Raw genomic sequence first — 18177 nt, forward strand, 5'->3', positions numbered from 1 at the left:
CCCCGTCACCCCTCCACCTCTTTAACCCTCCACCCCTTGCGGCCGCCTGTCATCATGCCCCGTTCAGTGTCGCGTGTGCAGGACGCGGTGCTCGAAGCGGGCGTAGGCGACCTCCTGGCGCCACTCAAGAGCCGCCTTCTGGTTCTTGGCGAGGAATCGTGCGCACGCCGTGCGCGGGAGGCCCTGGCCGGGACGTTCGGAACGGCAGGGGCCCGAAAGCTCGTACGCGCGCCGCCCGTTGCCCCGCTCGCCCCACAGGCCGCGGCCGGGCAGGAAGGCGTGCTCCAGCGAGGCGCGGGCCAGGTTCTTCAGTTCGCCGTACCGCAAGCCGTAGGCGGCGGCCGCGTACTGGTAGTCGCGGCTGATGTCGCTGCGCGAGATCCCCGGATCGTCGGTGGCGAGCACGACCGGCACGCCGTAGCGCCGGTAGAGCGGGAAGGGATGGTCGGCGGCGGTGACGCCGAGGATCTGCCGGTTGCTGGTGAACGGCACCTCCACGGCGATGTTCCGCCGGGCCATGGTGCGCAGGAGCGCGGGCGCGTTGTCCTCGTGCGCCACGTCCACACCGTGGCCGATGCGCTCCGCGTGCCCGGTGCGCACCGCCTCGTTGATGTGGAAGCGGAGGTCTTCGGGCTTGACCAGGCCGGGGACGAGTTCACCGGCGTGCAGGGTGATGTGGGCGCGCGGGTAGACGCCGTGCAGGTAGTCCAGCATCCGCATATGGAGCCGGTAGTTGCGCAGCGCGTTCTCCTCGTCCTCCGGCTGCACGAGGTTCACCGCGACGAACCGGCGGTCGCGCTCGGTGAGCCGCATACCGATGGCCATCTGGGTGAAGACCCGCTGGGGCGAAGCACCGCGCGACACCTGGGAGATGTACCGGACCGGCAGCCGGCAGCCGGGACCCGGACGGGCCGTGCCGCAGCCCGCCGCCTTGCGGAACTGCGCCTGGTTCGCGTCCGTTTCGCGTCCGGCCTCGCGCACGAGCTGGTCCAGCCTGCCGCCGGACGTCAGCAGCCGGTGCATCCTGCGCAGGTCCGCGTGGTAGCCGACCCGGTCCGCCAGCTTCTTGCCGCTCTCGGAGGCGGGCGTCAGCATCGTCTCCAGGTAGAACTGGTTCTGCCGGGCTGCGGAGTTCGCCACGTCGGCCAGCAGCTTGCCGCCGTTGGGCCAGGTGACCGCGCCGAACTTGCCGAAGGCGGCGAAGAAATGATCGTGCCCGGACTCGCCGGACGCCGACGAGAAGTCCTGCATCGACCAGGCCCGCAGGATCCGGCGGTGGAAGGCGCGGTCGGTACGCGCCTGCACCGCCGGCCGCGTGCCCGGCCCGCACGGCCCCGGCTTGGCCGTCGTCGTCCTGTTGTCGATGCACAGCCTGCCGTCGCCCGCCAGCTTGATCAGCAGTTCGGTCGAGGCCGCGCCCGAGAGGTGGTTGTGCAGGTCGGCGCCCTTGGGCAGCGCGCGGAAGAAGGCGCGCAGCGCCGCGGGCCGGTTCTTGATCCTGGCTAGGTGGGCGGCGACCAGCTGCTCGGTACCGGCGGGGGCGGCGGCCGCGCCCGGGTCCGGCGGCGCGGCGAGCGCCGAGGAGGGCAGCAGCGACAGTACGGCGGTGCAGCTCACGCCGAGGGCGAGCGGGGCGGACCGGCGGTGCCGCCGGCGGCGGGGGAAGGTGATCACTCGCTCATCTTGGCGAGTCCGGCGGACGAGACGGCAACGGCAGGCGGGGCTGCGTCCTCTTGGGTGAACAAGAATCCACCGGACCACGCGACAGCCGCGCGGCGGGACCGGTGCGCCGCCGTCACCGCCGCCACCGGAGACAAGCCCCCTGCCCCGGCGGCGGCGACCGCTCAGCCGCTCAGCCGCTCAACCAGTCATCCCCTCATCCCCTCAACCGACCCGGGTCATCGTGGACTCGTAGCCCCCGCCGCCCGGATAGACCCACGCGCCGGCGAGGCTGTTCCCGTCCGCGGCGAAGGTGCCCCGGAAATACGCGGGCGAGCCCTTCTCGCCGCCCCAGATCGTCAGGACGTCCCCTTCCAGTTCGTACACGTAGTCGAAGGTGTGCCCCTCGCTGTCGTAGAAGCGGGACCTGATGTCCTCCCCCGGCGTCTGTGCGCCGAAGGGCTTCTCCCGGCCGATCACCTCCATGCCGGTGACCGGCCGCCCGTACTGCTCCAACGCGACGTCCTGCACCAGGAAGAACCCCCCGTCGAGCAGCCGGTAGGTGACCGTGCCCGTCACCCCGCCGCCGACCCGCCAGCGGCCCACCAGCCTCACCAGTCCCCCGATCCCCTCGTCCGACCGCGCCGCCGCCCTGTTGTCCGCCCGCTCCGTCATGCTCGTTCCTCCCTTTCCTGCGCACTCCTACCGCTCATACGACTCATACGACCGGCGGGCCCGCGGAAAGGAATCGGCGGCCGGCAGTGACCTGCGTCACCTCCCGTCCGTGCCGCCCCGCACGTCGGCAGGCGTCAGGGCGGAGGCGAGGCCGAGGGCGGACAGGAGGTCCGGCGCGAAGGTGGTGATCTCCGCGATCCGGCCGTCCTCGATACGCAGCACGTCGATGTTGACCGCCGTGTACGCCGGGGAGCCGGGGCGGCGCACGTAGTTCACGGCGGCCGGCTGCCGGTTCACGGCGAGCGGTACGGCGTGCCAGTCGCCCCACGCCTGTTCGCCTTCCAGGACGGGCGTCCACATGCCCAGGACGGCCGCGCGCCCCTCGAACACCAGGTGGGCGGGCGGCATGGTCTGCCGGCCGTCCTCGCGCAGCAAGGCGGCCAGCGCGGGCACGTCGGCCGCCCGGGAGGCGGCGATGAAGCGCTGGAGGAGGGCGCGTTCGGCGTCGCTGGGGCCGGTGGCCCGCGCCCAGTCGGCGCGTCGCTCGGGCAACTGCTCGCGCAGTGTGGCGCGGGCGCGTTGCAGCGCGCTCTTGACCGCGGCCACGCTCAGCTCAAGCGCCTCGGCCGTCTCGGCGGCGGGCAGGCCGACGACGTCGCGCAGGATCAGTACGGCCCGCTGCCGCGGCGGCAGGTGCTGGACGGCCGCCAAAAAGGCCAGTTCGACGGTTTCCCTGGCGATCGCCACCGCTTCCGGGCCGCCGTCGGCCGGTGCCGCCAGGTCCAGCAGCGTGTCCGGGTAGGGCTGTAGCCAGGTGACTTCGGCCGGCGCGGAACGCACCGCGCCGCCCGTACTGCCGACCGCCACCGCGATCTCCCGGTTGCGGGCGGGGCCGGCCAGTGCGTCCAGGCAGGCGTTGGTGGCGATCCGGTACAGCCAGGCCCGGAATGTCGCCCGTCCCTCGAAGGTGGCTCTCTTGCGCCAGGCCCGCAGCAGGGCTTCCTGTACGAGGTCCTCCGCGTCGTCGAAGGAGCCGAGCATCCGGTAGCAGTGCACCCGCAGTTCGTGGCGGTAGCGCTCGGCGAGCCGCGCGAAAGCCCGCTCGTCCCCCTCCCGGACCGCGGCCTCCGCCCGCTCGTCCGTGCCTCCCTGCCCCCGCATCCCGTCGGCCGCCCCCTCGCGTGCGCTGCGGGCCCGGCCGTGTCACGACCGCTTCACGGCCGGGTCGGCAGCGCTGTCCGTGATGCCTGCGAGCGTGCAGGCCCACCGGGCAGGTTAGTCCGGGTCAGGTCGATCCCGGTCGAGTCGGTCCCAATCAGGTCGGTCCCGGTCAGGTCAGTCCCGGTCGGAGACGCTGGTGACGCCCACGTTGGCGTTGTCGGCGAGCCCGGTCAGCCCGAGGGGGTACGGCGTTCCGGTCTTGGACGGGGAATCGACTCTTCCGGTACGGCCTGAGGTGGCCTGGGAGCCGGAGTCGTCGTCCGAGTCGGCTCGGGCCACGGCGGGCAGAGCGGCGCTGAGCAGCGCGGCCGCGGCGAGGAGGCCCGCGGTGGTACGGAAAGACGCACGCATGATGATCCTTTCTACGGTTGCGCGGTCAGCGCACCACGGAACGCAGGAAGGATCCCGGCATTGGGCCGGACGTGGGCGGGCCCGCCGGCACCCCGGCGGTACCGGCGGGCCCTGGTATCGCCGGCACTCAGGGGCGGGGGACGAGGAACGCCCGGACCGCGTCGAGGAACTCCAAGGGGCGCTCCTCGTGGACGAGGTGGCCCGCGCCCTCCACGGTGACGAGCCGGCAGTCCGGGATGCGCTCGGCCATGTCCTGGATCTGCTGCTGCGGGATGTGGCTGGTGGAGCCGCCGGCGATCACCAGGGTCGGCGCGGTGATCTTGGCCAGGCCGTCCCACCACCCGGGGTCCGGCGCGTTGCGCTGCGCCACCACGGCCACCTTGGCCTGCCAGTCGAACCCCAGCGGGCCCGGCGGCGGGCCGGCGACCTCCTGCGGCGGGTCGCCCGGGAGGGGTGGGACCGCTTCCTCCAGCACCAGCCGCTCCACCAGCTCCGGTCGGTCGGCGGCCAGCAGCAGCGCGGCGATCGCGCCGAGGGAGTGGCCGATGAGCGCCACGGGCCCCAGCCGCAGCTCCCGGAGGAACCCGGCCACGTCGTCACGCCAGCGCTCGAAGCCGTACTCGCCCGGCCGGTCGCTGTGGCCGTGCCCCCTCAGGTCCAGCGCGTACACCCGGTGGGTGGTGGCGAGTTGGCCGACCACGCCGCGCCAGTCCTCACCGTCCTCGCCGAGGCAGTGGAGCAGCACCGCCGGGGGCGCGTCCGCCTCGCCCCAGCACCGGTATGCCAGTTGGACGTCACCGACCTGGACCTTCTGTACGTCGCTCATGCGCTCGAAGCTACCCGCGGGGGACTCGGTCACGCCCCTTGACGCGTTCGCTGCCCGCTGATTACTTGGACCGCGTTCAGCAACCGAATGATCGGTCGGCACACGGAACGGTGAAGCACATGCCGGATGCACGCAGCAGGAGCGGGGAGCCGGGCACGGGTCCGGGCACGGGGGCCGGCGCGGGCGCCTCGGTGGCGGACGCGGCCGGCGCGGTGCGGCGGCTCATCGCCGAGGAGCTGCGGTCGCGGCAACTGGAGCGGCTGCGCGCCTCGTTGCGGCACGCGTACGAGAACGTCCCGTTCTACCGGCAGTCCTTCGACCGGGCCGGAGTGCGCCCGGAGGACTGCCGGTCGCTCGCCGACCTGCCCCGCTTCCCCTTCACCGTGAAGGACGACCTGCGGGCCAACTACCCCTTCGGCATGTTCGCCGTGCCGCAGGACGAGGTCCGCCGCATCCACGCCTCCAGCGGCACGACGGGCCGCCCGACGGTCGTCGGCTACACCGAGCGCGACCTGTCCGTCTGGGCCGACGTCGTCGCCCGTTCGATCCACGCGGCGGGCGGCCGCCCCGGCCACAAGGTGCACATCGCGTACGGCTACGGCCTGTTCACCGGCGGCCTCGGCGCGCACTACGGCGCCGAACGGCTCGGCTGCACGGTCGTCCCCGCCTCCGGCGGCATGACCGCCCGGCAGGTGCAGATCATCCGGGACTTCCGGCCCGAGGTCATCATGGTGACGCCGACCTACATGCTCACGCTCCTCGACGAGTTCGAGCGGCAGGGCGTCGATCCGCGTACCACCTCCCTCAAGGTCGGGATTTTCGGCGCGGAGCCGTGGACGGAGGAGATGCGCCGGGAGATCGAGGAGCGCTTCGCGATCGACGCGGTCGACATATACGGCCTCTCGGAGGTGATGGGCCCCGGCGTGGCCCAGGAGTGCGTGGAGACGAAGGACGGGCTGCACATCTGGGAGGACCACTTCTATCCGGAGGTGGTCGACCCGGTCACCGGCGCCCCGCTGCCGGACGGTGCGCACGGGGAGCTGGTGTTCACCTCGCTGACCAAGGAGGCCATGCCGGTGGTGCGGTACCGGACGCGGGACCTGACCCGGCTGCTGCCCGGCACCGCCTGCCCGGCCTTCCGCCGCATGGAGAAGGTCACCGGGCGCTGCGACGACATGATCATCCTGCGCGGGGTGAACCTCTTCCCCGCCCAGGTCGAGGAGATCGTGCTGCGCACGCCCGGCGTCGCGCCGCACTTCCAGTTGCGGCTGACCCGTGAGGGCCGGATGGACCACCTCACCGTACGGGCGGAGGCCCGGCCGGACGCGACACCGGAGGCGCGGACGGCGGCCGTCGGCCTGATCGCCCGTGGGGTCAAGGACGGCATCGGCGTCTCGGTCGCGGTGGAGATCGTCGACCCGGAGTCGCTGGAACGCTCCGTCGGCAAGCTCAAGCGCATCGTCGACACCCGCGGCTGACCGGCTTCCGCCCGCCCCTCCGGTGCTCCTCCCCTGCTACCTGGGGCTCGGCGTGATCAACGCGAACGGGGCGCCGAACGGGTCCAGGAGCTTGGCCAGCCTGCCTATGCCCTCGGCGTCCGCCGGGTCGATGACGACCGTGGCCCCGCGCTCGGTGGCCGCGGCGACCGTCGCGTCGCAGTCGGCCACGCCGAAGTACGGGTGCCACTCCGACGCCGAGCCCGCCGCGCGCTCCTCCTCGGGAAGCTGCATGAGGCCGCTGTGCCCGGCGTCGCCCGCCGGGTCGGTGCCGGCCGGCGAGGCGACCGTGTAGACGAGGTGGTCGCCCATCTCGTTGTCCGCGGTCTCCCAGCCGAAGACCGAGCGGTAGAACGTCTTCGCGGCGGCCGCGTCGGTGGTGTACAGCTCGGTCCAGGCGAGCGAGCCGGGCTCGGCGATCACTTCCAGGCCGGCCACCTCGCGGGGCTGCCAGACGGCGAACTCGGCGCCGGTCGGGTCGGTGAACCCGGCCAGCCGGCCGGCGGTGAAGACGTCGCACGGACCGAAGCGGACCGTGCCGCCGGCCTGCTCCACCGTTTTGGCCAGGGCGTCCACGTCCCGGCTGTGGAAGTGGACCGTCCAGGCCGCGCCGGCCCCCTCCTCCGTGAGCGGGCCCACCCCGGCGACGGTCTTGCCGTCGAGCTGGAAGAAGCCGTACCCGCCGGCGTCGGGCCCGGCCGACTGGACGGTCCAGCCGAACACGCCGCCGTAGAACGCGGCGGCCGCGTCGGTGTCGGTGACCCCGAGGTCGAGCCAGTTCGGCGCGCCCGGGACGTACTGGGTCATCAGCATGATCTTCTCCTCCGGCGTCCTGTCGGGTCACGACGCGGGCGGCCGCCGAACGAGCACGAACGCCCTCGTCACCGGAAACCCCGCGCATTCCACGGTGCTTTTCCCGGCACTTTCAGCATGGCAGGGGGGTCTGACAATCGCCCCCGCCGACCGCTCCGTGCGAACCGTGCGCTCCGTGCGCGCCGTTCACGGCCGGCGCCGGCCGTAGCGCTCGCGGAGTTCACGCTTGAGGATCTTGCCGCTGGCGTTGCGCGGCAGCGCGTCGGCGAACAGCACGCGCTTGGGCACCTGGAACCCGGCCAGCCGCTCCCGGGCGACCGCGATCAGCTCCGCCTCGTCCGGCGCCGCCCCCGCCCGCGGTACGACGACCGCGGTCACCGCCTCGATCCAGCGCTCGTCCGGCAGTCCGATCACCGCGGCCTCGGCGACCCCCGGGTGCGCGTACAGCGCGTCCTCCACCCGGCGCGAGGCCACCAGTACGCCACCGGAGTTGATGACGTCCTTGACCCGGTCCACGATCGTGAAGTACCCGTCCGCGTCCCGGACCGCCAGGTCGCCGGAGCGGAACCAGCCGCCGCTGAACGCCGCCGCGGTCTCCTCCGGCTTGTCCCAGTAACCCGAGCACAGCTGGGGCGAGCGGTAGACGATCTCTCCCGGCGAGCCGTCGGGCACGTCGATGCCCTTCTCGTCCACCACCCGCGCCTCCACGAACAGCACCGGCCGGCCGCACGAGTCCATGCGGCCGTCGTGCTCGTCCGGCCCCAGGACCGTGGCCAGCGGCCCGATCTCGCTCTGCCCGAAGCAGTTGTAGAAGGCCAGGCCGGGCAGCCGGGCGCGCAGGCGTTCCAGTACGGGCACCGGCATGACGGACGCGCCGTAGTACGCCTTGCGCAGGCCGCCGAGGTCGCGGGAGGCGAATCCGGGGTGCCGCGTGAGGCCGATCCAGACGGTGGGCGGGGCGAACAGGCTGTCGGCCCGGCCCGCCTCCACCAGCTCGAAGATCCGGTGCGGGTCGGGGGCGTCGATGACGATGTTCTCGGCGCCCACGGCGAGGTAGGGCATCAGGAAGACGTGCAGCTGCGCCGAGTGGTACAGCGGCAGGCTGTGCACGGGCCGGTCGGTCTCCTTGAGGTCCAGCGCGGCGATGGCGGACGCGTACGCGTGGACCAGCGCGCCGTGCGTCATCATCGCGCCCTTGGGCAGCCCGGTGGTGCCGGACGTGTAGAGAAGCTGGACCAGTTCGTCGGATCGCGAGCCGTACGGGCCGCCCGTACCGCCCGCCACGAGGAAGAACGTCCCTTGGCGCAGTCCCTCGCTCGCGCGTTCCAGCAGCGAGCCGGTGGCGTCGCGCAGTGGCATGGTGCGGACGGTGCCCGGCAGCCGGTGCTCCAGGGCCGGGTCGGTGAGGACGAGCGCGCTGCCGGACTGCTCGATGACGTAGTTCAGTTCGTCGCCGACGAGGTTGTGGTTGACGGGCACGTGCACCAGTCCGGCCCGCGCGCAGGCCAGGAAGGCGATCAGGTACGCGTCGGAGTTGTGCCCGTACGCGGCGATCCTGTCCCCCGTCGCCAACCCGGCGTCCAGCAAGGCCGCCGTCGCGGCCGTCACCGCGTCGTCCAGCTCGCGGTAGGTCCAGGACCGGTCCGCGTAACGGACCGCCGTACGCCCTGGCACCCGGCCCGCGCTGCGCCGCAGGACTCCGTCGACCGTGTTCGCGCGCACTCCCGTCATGGCGCGATCCTGTGCCCCGGCCCCACCCGGGTCAAGGGTGCGCGGCCGCCCCGGAAGCGGAACCCCTACACAGCGCGCTCCCGGCCCTGCCAGTACGGTTCGCGGAGGCGCCGCTTGTAGAGCTTGCCGTTGGGGTCGCGCGGCATGGCCGTGACGAAGTCGACCGTCTTCGGGCGCTTGTAGCCGGCCAGCCGATCGGCGCAGTGGGCCAGGATCGCGTCGGCGAGGGCCGGTCCCGGCGGGTGCCCCGCCGCGGGCTCGACGACGGCCTTGACCTCCTCGCCCCAGTCGTCGTGCGGGATGCCGAAGGCCGCGGCGTCGGCGACGGCCGGGTGGGCGAGCAGGGCGGACTCGATCTCGGCGGGGTAGATGTTGACCCCACCCGAGATGATCATGTCGATCTTGCGGTCGCGGAGGAAGAGGTAGCCGTCCTCGTCGAGGTGGCCGAGGTCGCCGACGGTGAAGAAGTCGCCGATACGGTTCTTCCGCGTCTTGGCCTCGTCCTTGTGGTAGCTGAAGCCGCCGGTGGTCATCTTCATGTAGACGGTGCCCAGTTCGCCGGGCGGCAGGCGGTTCCCTTCGTCGTCGAAGACCGCCAGTTCGCTGATCGGCCAGGCCCTGCCCACCGTGCCCGGCTTCTTCAGCCAATCCTCGGCCGTGGCGAAGGCACCGCCGCCCTCGCTCGCCGCGTAGTACTCCTCCACACAGCTCCCCCACCAGTCGATCATCGCCCGTTTGACGTGGTCGGGGCAGGGCGCGGCGCCGTGGATCGCGTGCCGCATCGACGTCACGTCGTAGCGGGCCCGTACTTCCTCCGGGAGGGCGAGCAGGCGGTGGAACTGGGTCGGCACCATGTGCGTGTGGGTGCAGCGGTAGGTGTCGATCAGGCGCAGCATCTCCTCGGGCGTCCACGTGTCCATCAGGACGATCCGGTGCCCGATGTGCAGGGAGGCGCCCGCGAACTGGAGTACGGCGGTGTGGTAGAGCGGCGAGCACACCAGGTGCACGTTGCCGTCGAAGGGCCGGATGCCGAAGATGCCCAGGAAGCCGCCGAGGTGGGACTCCTCGGGGAGCTGCCCGGTCAGCGGGCGGCGGATGCCGCGGGGCCGCCCGGTCGTACCCGAGGTGTAGTTCATGACCCAGCCGAGCGTGCGGCCTTCGGGCGCGGACTCGGGCTGCCCGGCCAGGAGCGCGTCGTACGGCCGGAACCCGTCCAACGCGCCGACCGCGTAGCGCCGCTCCGACGGCAGCCCCGCCTCGTCGGCGGCGGCCCCGGCCGCGTCGGCGAACCGTTCGTGCGCGATCAGCACCTTCGCGCCCGAGTCGGCGACGATCCAGGCGATCTCCGGGCCGACGAGGTGGTGGTTGACCGGTACGAGGTACAGGCCCGCCTGCGCGGCGGCCAGGTGGGCGGTGAAGAACTCGACGCCGTTGGGGAGGACGACCGCGAAGGCGTCGCCGCGCTCCACGCCCGCGGCGCGCAGCCCGTGCACCAGGCGGTTGCAGGCGGCGTGCAGGCGGGCGGCGGTCCACTCCTCGCCGTCCGGGGAGATCAGGACCGTGCGCGCCGGGTCGGCGGCGGCCTGCGCCCAGAAGCCGTTGGGGGTCGATGACGCCATGGATGCCGACATTGCTGGTCCTCCTCGGCTCAGCCGCGCCCGGCGATACGGTTGACACGGTCGACGGCCCGTTCGAACCCGCGCGTGAGTTCGTCGAAGACCGCCCGCACACTGCGCTCGGAGTTCATCTGCCCGACGATCTGGCCGACCGGCGTGCCGAGCAGCGGCTCGATCTCGTACTTCTGGATGCGGGAGACGGCGTCGGCGACCAGCAGCCCCTGGAGGGGCATGGGCAGCGGCCCGGGGCCCGCCGGGTCGTCCCAGGCGTCGGTCCACGCCGTGCGCAGCTGACGGGCGGGCTTCCCGGTCAGGGCGCGGGACCGTACGGTGTCGCCGCAGCCCGCCGCGAGCAGCTTCTCGGTGAGCCGCCGGGAGTGCAGCGCCGCCTCCTCGGTGGTCAGCCAGACGGAGCCGAGCCAGACGCCCTGCGCGCCCAGCGCCAGCCCGGCGGCGATCTGTTCGCCGGTGCCGATGCCGCCGGCCGCGAGCACCGGCAGCGGGTCCACCGCGCGGACGACCTCGGGTGTCAGCACCATGGTGGCGATCTCGCCGGTGTGGCCGCCGGCCTCGTAGCCCTGGGCGACGACGACGTCGATCCCGGCGTCCTTGTGGTGCCGGGCGTGCCGGGGGCTGCCGGCCAGGGCCGCGACGAGGATGCCGTGCGCGTGGGCGCGCTCGACGACGTCGGCGGGCGGCGAGCCGAGCGCGTTGGCCAGCAGCTTCACGGGGTAGTCGAAGGCGACGTCGAGCTGCGAGCGGGCGACCTGCTCCAGCCAGCCCGTGATCCGCCAGCCGGACGCCTCGCCCGCGGGCAGTTCGGGCACGCCGTGCTGGGCGAGGGTCTGCTCGACGAAGCGCCGGTGCTCGGGCGGGATCATCGCCTCGATGTCGGCTTCCGTGACGCCCGCGACCTGCCGGGCGGGCATGACCACGTCGAGGCCGTACGGTTTGCCGTCGGTGTGCCGCTGCATCCAGTCGAGGTCGCGGGCGAGGTCGCCGGCCGCCGCGTAGCGGACCGCGCCCAGCACGCCGAAGCCCCCGGCCCGGGTGATCGCGGCGGCCACGGCGGGGAACGGGGTGAACCCGAAGACGGCGTGCTCGACTCCCAGTTGGTTGCTCAGCTCCGTCCGCATGGGCGCAGGATGCCGCAGCGCGCCGTCCGAGGGAAGAGATTTTCTGATGCCGCGTCAGCAAAAGCGCCGGCGCCCCCTGCCCCGCCCCGGCATGTCACACCCGTACCGGTGTCGTCCGTCCGAAGGGACAAGTACCGGCACCACCCACTCTGGAGGCAGCGGCATGCAGGCGGAGATCACAGTCATCGGCGGCGGTACGGCGGGCCTGGTGGCCGCCATCGCCTGCGCGGAGGCCGGCGCGTCGGTGACGCTGCACGAGGCGCACGGCTCGCCGGGCGGGCGCGGGCGCGCCACGGCCGGCCCGTACACCGCCCACGAGGGCCCGCACGTCTTCTACTGCGACGGCCCGCACTGGACCTGGCTGGCCGGGCGCGGGCTGACCGGCAGGCTGGTGCGCCCGCCGGCCCGTGACCTGCTGCGCGTCACGTTCGTGCACAACGGCCGGCGCACGCTCCGCCCGCCGGCCGGCTTCCTGAAGATGATCACGGTGGGCCGGTACCGTACCGCGCCCGTCGACGAGGACTTCCACGGCTGGGCGGCCCGGCACTTCGGCGAGGCGGCGGCCCGCGCCGCCGCCAACGCCATCGCCGCCGTGACGTACGACGCGGACACCGGGCGGCTCTCCGCCGCCTTCGTGTGGGAGCTGCTCCGCCGCGTGTACGCGCCCGGGGTGCCGGCCGTGCGGTGGGTGGCGGGCGGCTGGCAGGCGGTCGTCGACCGGATGGCGGCCCGCGCCCGTGACCTGGGCGTACGCGTCGAACTCGGCTCCCGGATCACCGCACTGCCGGACCATCCCACCATCATCGCCACCGAACTCTCCTCCGCACGATCCCTGCTGGGGGACGACTCACTGCACTGGGAGAGCGGCCACTGCGTACTGCTGGACCTCGCGGTCCCCCGGGGACCGCGTGACCGGTTCCTCGCCTTCGACCTGGACGCGGGCGGCTTTCACGAGAGCTACTCCATGCAGGACCCGGCGACGGCGCCGCGCGGCGAGTCGCTGTTCCAGCTGGACATGCCGGTACGCGCCGGGGAGAGCCTGGCCGGCGCCCGGCAGCGGCTGGACCGCTTCGCCGAACTGGCCGTGCCCGGGTGGCGGGACCGCGCGGTGTGGCAGCGCCGGGGCACCGCGCGCGGCCGGACCGGCGCCCTGGACCTGCCGGGTCTGACCTGGCGGGACCGCCCGGCGATCGACCGCGGTGACGGGGTGTTCCTGGCCGGCGACCAGGTCGCGGCGCCCGGCATGCGCGGCGAGATCGCGGTCAACAGCGCGGTACGGGCCGCCGCTGGGGCGGTGCGGGCGGCCGGGCTCCGGGCCCGCGAGGCCGCCTGAGGCGGCCTCAGCTCTGTTCGAGCACCGCCATGGCCGCGTTGTGGCCGGCGATGCCGCTCACCCCGCCGCCCCGGACCGCGCCCGCTCCGCACAGCAGTACGTTGGGGTGCGCGGTCCGCACGCCCCACCGGGCCGCGGCGTCGTCCTCGTCCGCCTCCTCGCGGTACGGGAAGGCCAGGTCGCGGTGGAAGATGTGGCCGCCCGGCAGGCCCAGGTCGCGTTCGAGGTCGAGCGGGCTGCGGGCCTCGATGCACGGCCGGCCGTCCGCGTCGGCCGCCAGGCAGTCGGTGAGCGGCTCGGCCAGCACCGCGTCCACCTGGCCGAGCGTGGCCGCGAGCAGGCGTTCGCGGGTGGCGTCGTGGTCCTCGGCGAAGAGGCGGGCGGGGGCGTGCAGGCCGAAGAGGGTGAGCGTCTGGTAGCCCTGGCGCACCAGGTCGGGGCCGAGGACGGAGGGGTCCGTGAGGGAGTGGCAGTAGATCTCCGAGGGCGGCGCGGCGGGCAGTCCGCCGGCGGCCGCCTGCCGGTGGGCGGCCGCCAATTGCTCGTAGCCTTCGGCGACATGGAAGGTCCCGGAGAAGGCCAGGCGCGGGTCGACGCCGGTGTCGCGCAGCCGCGGCAGCCGGGTGAGGAGCATGTTGACCTTGAGCTGGGCGCCCTCGGCGGGCTCCGGGGGCCGTGCGCCGAGGAGCCGGGCGAGGGTGTGCGGGGCCGCGTTGACGAGGACGTGGCGCGCGCCGAACGTCCCCTGTGCGCAGGTGACCTCGGCCGTGCGGCCGTCCGTGGCGATGCCGGTCACCGGGCAGCCGGTGACGATCTCGGCGCCGGCCTTGCGGGCGGCGTCGGCGAGCGCGTCGGTCAGTGCGCCCATGCCGCCGATCGGCACGTCCCAGTCCCCGGTGCCGCCGCCGATGACGTGATAGAGGAAGCAACGATTCTGCACCAGCGCCGGGTCGTGGGCGTCCGCGAACGTGCCGATCAGCCCGTCGGTGAGCACCACACCGCGTACGAGGTCGTCGGCGAACGCCGCCTCCACCGCCTCGCCGAGCGGGCGTTCGAACAGGGCTTCCCAGGCGCCTTCGTCATCGATGCGGGCGCGCAGCGCGGCGCGCGTCGGCAGCGGTTCCGTGAGAGTGGGGAAGACCCGCTCGGCGACCCGCCGGGTCATCCCGTAGAAGCGCCGCCAGGACGCGTACTCCCGGTCCGAGCCGGTGATCCGGGCGAACGAGGCGCGGGTGGCGGCCTCGTCGGAGCTGACGAACAGCCCGGTGGGGCGGCCGTCGCGCACCGCGGGCGTGTAGGAGGAGACCGAGCGTTTGCGCACCGCGAAGCGCAGGCCGAGGTCGCGCACGAGCTGCGGCGGCAGCAGGCTGACGAGGTAGGAGTAGCGGGACAGCCGCGCGTCCACGCCGCGGAAGGCGCGGGCGGAGACCGCGGCGCCGCCGGTGTGGTCCAGCCGCTCCAGCACCAGCACGCTGCGCCCGGCCCGCGCGAGGTAGGCGGCGGCGACCAGGCCGTTGTGCCCGCCGCCGACGATGACAGCGTCGTACGAAGTCCGTTCCGGCATGCCTCTTGGTAGCACGAGGTGATCGCCGCCGCCAGGCACGGACGGCTGAATTCCGGGCAGCGGACCGCGTGGCTCCTTGTTCTCTTCCTCCTACGTTCCTAACGTCCGACGATGCGTCAGATCGGCCTGCTCCGTCCCTCCGTGAGGTGCCCCTTGCGCGTTTCGCCGGTACCGCGTCCCCCGAGGCGCACCCTGATCGTCCTGAGCGCCGCCGCCCTGTGTGCGGCCGGCGCTCTTTCCGCCACCGCCGCGGCCCCGGCGGCGGCCCTGCCCACCGCACCGGGCCCGGCGGAACCCCCCGGCGGCGCGCGCGCCGCGGCGGTCTACCCGAACCTCACCCCGAAACCTCCGATGGGCTGGAACAACTGGTCGTACTACATGTGCGACATCAACGAGAAGATCGTCCTCGGCAACGCGCGGGCCCTGGTGAGGTCGGGCCTCGCGGCCAAGGGCTACGACACGGTGACCGTCGACGACTGCTGGATGCTGAAGAAGCGCGACGCCAAGGGCAACCTCGTACCGGACCCGGCCAGGTTCCCGCACGGCATGGCGTACGTGGGCCGCCGACTGCACGAAATGGGGCTGAAGTTCGGCATCTACGAGGATGTCGGCACCCTGACCTGCGAAAAGTACCCGGGCAGCCTCGGCCACTACCAGCAGGACGTCGACCTCTTCGCACAGTGGAAGGTCGACTACCTCAAGATGGACGGGTGCAACCTGCCCACCGCGCCCGGCAAGACCAAGGAGCGTACCTACCACGACGCCTACCGGGCGGTCAGCCAGGCGCTCGTGAAGACCGGCCGGCCCATCGTCTTCTCGGTCTCGGCGCCCGCGTACTTCCAGTACGACGGCGACCACGTCTGGCACCAGGTGATCCGCTGGTCCTCCGAGACCGGCAACCTGTGGCGGGAGGGCCGGGACATCGCGGTGGAGAAGCACAGCGGCGCCAAGAAGTGGGCCTCGATCACGTACAACTACGCCTACAACGCCAAGCTGGCGCACTTCCAGCGCCCGGGCCGGTGGAACGACCCCGACTTCCTGCTCGCCGGTGACTCGGGGCTGTCGGCGCAGGAGATCCAGAGCCAGATGTCGCTGTGGGCCGTGATGGCCGCGCCGCTGATCTCCAGCACCGATCTGACGAAGCTCTCACCGGCCGCGCTCAAGGTGCTCGGCAACCGCGACGTCATCGCGGTGGACCAGGACACCAAGGGCGTGCAGGGCCGCGTCGTGCAGCAGGGCGCGGGGTACGACGTGCTCGCCAAGCCGCTGAAGAACGGCGACCGGGCGGTCGCGCTCTTCAACCCGGGCGGCTCGGCACGGACGCTGACCACCACGGCCAAGACGGCCGGGCTGCCGAAGGCCGGCTCGTACGAGCTGCGCGACCTGGTCACCAAGCGCACCTCCCGCACCACGGGGAAGATCTCGGCACGCGTGCCGGCCCACGGGACGGTGCTGTACCGGGTGCATCCGCTGCGGTGACGGGCGCCGGCCTCAGCGGCCGGGCCCCGCGCGCCGCTGCCGCAGGGCGGCGACCCGCCGGTACAGCGCCACCGCCTCGGCGGAGCGCCCGAGCTGTTCCAGGCACTGGGCCTCGTCGCTGCGGCTGGCGAGGGCGTCGTGGTGGTCGGCGCCCAGCACCCGTTCGCGGGCCGCGGCGACCTGCCGGTAGACGGCCAGCGCGTCGGGCCAGCGGCCCAGCCAGCCCAGCGCGACCGCGATCTCCCGGCGGCTGACGAGCGTGTCGGGGTGCCCGGCGCCCAGCACCTGTTCGCGGAGCGCGGCCACCGAACGGGCCTCGGCCAGCGCCTCTTCCCAGCGGCCGAGGCGGCCGAGGTTGACGCCGAGGCCGTGCCGGGCGCGCAGCGTCTCCGGATCGGCGGGGCCCTGCGCGGCCGTACGGGCGCCGGCGAGGTCCCGGTACAGTTCCAGCGCTTCGGCGCTGCGCCCGAGCCGGCCCAGGCTGATGCCCACCTCGTAGCGGGCCGCGAGGGTGTCGGGGTGGCCGGGCCCGAGCGCCTGGGCCCGGTCGGCGGCCACCTGCCGGTAGGTCTGCAACGCCTCCGCCCACTTGCCCAACTGGCCCAGCAGGTAGGCGACCTCGTACCGGGTGACGAGGGTGTCCGGGTGCTGCGGGCCGAGCACCCGGGCGCGCGCCGACGCCACGTCGCGTGCCATCCGGTACGCGTCCTCCAGGCGGCCGAGGCGGCTGAGGTTGAAGGCGAGGTTGTGCCGGCAGCGCAGCGCGTCGGGGTGCTCGGGCCCCATGGTGCGCTCCCGGGCCGCCAGGACGGCCACGTACACCTGGTGCGCCTCGAAGTGCCGGCCGAGCCTGCCCAGGGCGTAGGCCGTCTCCTGGCGGGCCGCGAGGGTGTCCACGTGGTCGGCGCCCAGCGCCCGTACCCGCCCGGCGGCCACCGCCTCGTACTCGCGCAGCGCGTCGGCGGCCCGCCCGGACCGGGCGAGGGTGAAGGCCACTTCGAAGCGGCTGGCGAGGGTGTCGGGGTGGTCGGGGCCCAGCGCGTGCTCGCGTTCGGCGGCGACCGCGCGGTGCACCTCCCCCGCCTCCGCCCAGCGGCCGAGCCGCCCCAGGCTGAGCCCGGCGTCGTGCCGGGCGGCCAGCGCGGCGAGGTGTTCCGGCGAGGGCGCGGGGCGCCCGGGGAGGACGGGTTCCGTGGTGTCGCGGCTCAGCGGTGGCGGGCCGCTCGTCCACGCGCCGGTGAGCCAGGCGGCCGGGTCGCTGCCGCCGCTCCGCGGCGCGCGGGGCCCGGCGGCCGGGAATCCGCTGGTCATCCCCTGCGTCCAGGCCGGCATCCGGTGCGCTGGGCGCGTGGCCGCCGCGCCGTTCCGGTCTGCCGGGGGCGCGGGCCCGTAGGGCTGTGTGGCCCCCTCCTGGGCCCGGCGGGCCGACACCAGGCGTTTCACCAGCTCGGCGGCGTCCCGCGGACGGTCCTCCGGGGCCTTGGCCAGCAGGTCCAGCACGATCTGCTCGTACGCTCCCGGCAGGTCGGGCCGGTGGCCGCGCGGCGGCTCCGGCGCGGTGTCGCGATGGCCGACGAGCACCGCCCAGGCGTCATCGAGGTCGAACGGCGGTACCCCCGTCGCCAGTTCGTACAGGACGCACCCGAGCGAATACAGGTCGCTGCGGTGGTCGACCTCGCCGGCGCCGATCTGTTCGGGCGACATGTAGTGCGGCGTGCCCATCGCTATGCCGGTGCCCGTCAGCCGGGCGGTGAAGCCGATGTCGTGGCCCAGCCTGGCGATGCCGAAGTCGCAGATCTTGACCGTGCCGTCGGCGAGCCGCACGATGTTCGCCGGCTTGAGGTCACGGTGCACGACGGACTGCTCGTGGGTGTACGCGAGGGCCGCCGCGACCTGCTCGGCGATGTCCGCGAAGTCCGGTACGGGCAGCGGCCCGTGCCGGTTGTCCTCCAGCAGCTGGCTGAGGTTGCGGCCGTCCAGCAGCTCCATCACCAGGAAGAGGATCCCGTCGTCCTCGCCGAAGTCGTGGACCACCGTGATGCCGCGGTGCTGGAGCGCCGCGGCCACCCGCGCCTCGCGCCGGAAGCGCTCGCGCAGCACCCGCGTGAAGGACGGGTCGTGCTGCGGCCCGAGCGGCTTGAGGCACTTGACGGCGACCTGCCGCCCGAGGGACTCGTCGCGCGCCCGCCACACCTCCCCCATGCCGCCCCGCCCGATCAGGTCGAGCATCCGGTAGCGCCCCTGTACGAGCCTGCTCTCCGCCATCGCCCGCCCGCG

At 73.5% G+C, this 18177-nt stretch carries 15 protein-coding genes; 3 read left to right on the forward strand and 12 right to left on the reverse strand.

What is annotated here, in order from left to right:
- Positions 1-63 precede the first annotated feature (63 nt).
- The 6 genes from ACH4K4_RS14115 to ACH4K4_RS14140 all read right to left on the reverse strand — a co-directional run bounded on the left by ACH4K4_RS14115 (position 64) and on the right by ACH4K4_RS14140 (position 4732).
- Positions 64-1674 carry an adenosine deaminase gene (locus tag ACH4K4_RS14115; protein ID WP_398167303.1) on the reverse strand — a complete coding sequence of 537 codons (1611 nt, stop codon included), beginning with the start codon at positions 1672-1674 and terminating at the stop codon, positions 64-66.
- Positions 1675-1884: 210 nt separating this feature from the next.
- Positions 1885-2334: a hypothetical protein gene (locus ACH4K4_RS14120; protein ID WP_398167305.1), complete on the reverse strand. Its 450-nt coding sequence runs from the start codon at positions 2332-2334 to the stop codon at positions 1885-1887.
- Positions 2335-2430: 96 nt separating this feature from the next.
- The gene (locus ACH4K4_RS14125) at positions 2431-3495 is read right to left on the reverse strand and encodes an RNA polymerase subunit sigma-70 (RefSeq protein WP_398167307.1); all 1065 of its coding nucleotides are present in this window, start codon (positions 3493-3495) and stop codon (positions 2431-2433) included.
- Between the two features lie 53 nt (positions 3496-3548).
- Positions 3549-3668 carry a hypothetical protein gene (locus ACH4K4_RS14130; protein ID WP_398167997.1) on the reverse strand — a complete coding sequence of 40 codons (120 nt, stop codon included), beginning with the start codon at positions 3666-3668 and terminating at the stop codon, positions 3549-3551.
- Between the two features lies 1 nt (position 3669).
- A complete protein-coding gene (locus ACH4K4_RS14135; RefSeq protein WP_398167308.1) occupies positions 3670-3906 on the reverse strand; it encodes a hypothetical protein in 237 nt (78 codons plus the stop codon).
- Positions 3907-4033: 127 nt separating this feature from the next.
- A complete protein-coding gene (locus ACH4K4_RS14140) occupies positions 4034-4732 on the reverse strand; it encodes an alpha/beta fold hydrolase (RefSeq protein WP_398167309.1) in 699 nt (232 codons plus the stop codon).
- 119 nt (positions 4733-4851) lie between these two features.
- On the opposite strand from ACH4K4_RS14140, the gene paaK reads away from it, so the two are divergent.
- Positions 4852-6210, forward strand: a complete 1359-nt coding sequence (gene paaK / locus ACH4K4_RS14145) for a phenylacetate--CoA ligase PaaK (protein ID WP_398167310.1) — start codon at positions 4852-4854, stop codon at positions 6208-6210.
- Between the two features lie 36 nt (positions 6211-6246).
- Here the strand turns inward: paaK and ACH4K4_RS14150 are convergent, their stop codons facing one another.
- The 4 genes from ACH4K4_RS14150 to ACH4K4_RS14165 form a co-directional block, all read right to left on the reverse strand.
- Entirely contained in the window at positions 6247-7041 is a 795-nt protein-coding gene (locus ACH4K4_RS14150; RefSeq protein ID WP_398167311.1) for a VOC family protein, read from the reverse strand.
- 186 nt (positions 7042-7227) lie between these two features.
- Entirely contained in the window at positions 7228-8772 is a 1545-nt protein-coding gene (locus tag ACH4K4_RS14155; RefSeq protein ID WP_398167313.1) for a fatty acyl-CoA synthetase, read from the reverse strand.
- Between the two features lie 65 nt (positions 8773-8837).
- The gene (locus ACH4K4_RS14160) at positions 8838-10403 is read right to left on the reverse strand and encodes an acyl-CoA synthetase (protein WP_398167315.1); all 1566 of its coding nucleotides are present in this window, start codon (positions 10401-10403) and stop codon (positions 8838-8840) included.
- A gap of 17 nt (positions 10404-10420) precedes the next feature.
- Positions 10421-11524, reverse strand: a complete 1104-nt coding sequence (locus ACH4K4_RS14165; protein ID WP_398167316.1) for an NAD(P)H-dependent flavin oxidoreductase — start codon at positions 11522-11524, stop codon at positions 10421-10423.
- A 163-nt stretch (positions 11525-11687) separates the two neighbouring features.
- On the opposite strand from ACH4K4_RS14165, the gene ACH4K4_RS14170 reads away from it, so the two are divergent.
- Positions 11688-12857 (forward strand): FAD-dependent oxidoreductase, encoded by a 1170-nt coding sequence (locus ACH4K4_RS14170; RefSeq protein ID WP_398167318.1) that lies wholly within the window; start codon positions 11688-11690, stop codon positions 12855-12857.
- A gap of 7 nt (positions 12858-12864) precedes the next feature.
- Here the strand turns inward: ACH4K4_RS14170 and ACH4K4_RS14175 are convergent, their stop codons facing one another.
- Positions 12865-14421: a phytoene desaturase family protein gene (locus ACH4K4_RS14175; RefSeq protein WP_398167320.1), complete on the reverse strand. Its 1557-nt coding sequence runs from the start codon at positions 14419-14421 to the stop codon at positions 12865-12867.
- Between the two features lie 153 nt (positions 14422-14574).
- On the opposite strand from ACH4K4_RS14175, the gene ACH4K4_RS14180 reads away from it, so the two are divergent.
- On the forward strand, positions 14575-15900 hold the full coding sequence (locus ACH4K4_RS14180; protein ID WP_398167322.1) for a glycoside hydrolase family 27 protein: 1326 nt from the start codon (positions 14575-14577) through the stop codon (positions 15898-15900).
- Between the two features lie 12 nt (positions 15901-15912).
- On the opposite strand, the gene ACH4K4_RS14185 is transcribed toward ACH4K4_RS14180, so the two are convergent.
- Entirely contained in the window at positions 15913-18165 is a 2253-nt protein-coding gene (locus ACH4K4_RS14185; protein WP_398167324.1) for a tetratricopeptide repeat protein, read from the reverse strand.
- Positions 18166-18177 lie beyond the last annotated feature (12 nt).

Origin of the sequence: Streptomyces sp. NPDC017529 (genome assembly GCF_044329785.1) — a bacterium.
Classification (GTDB): Bacteria; Actinomycetota; Actinomycetes; order Streptomycetales; family Streptomycetaceae; genus Streptomyces.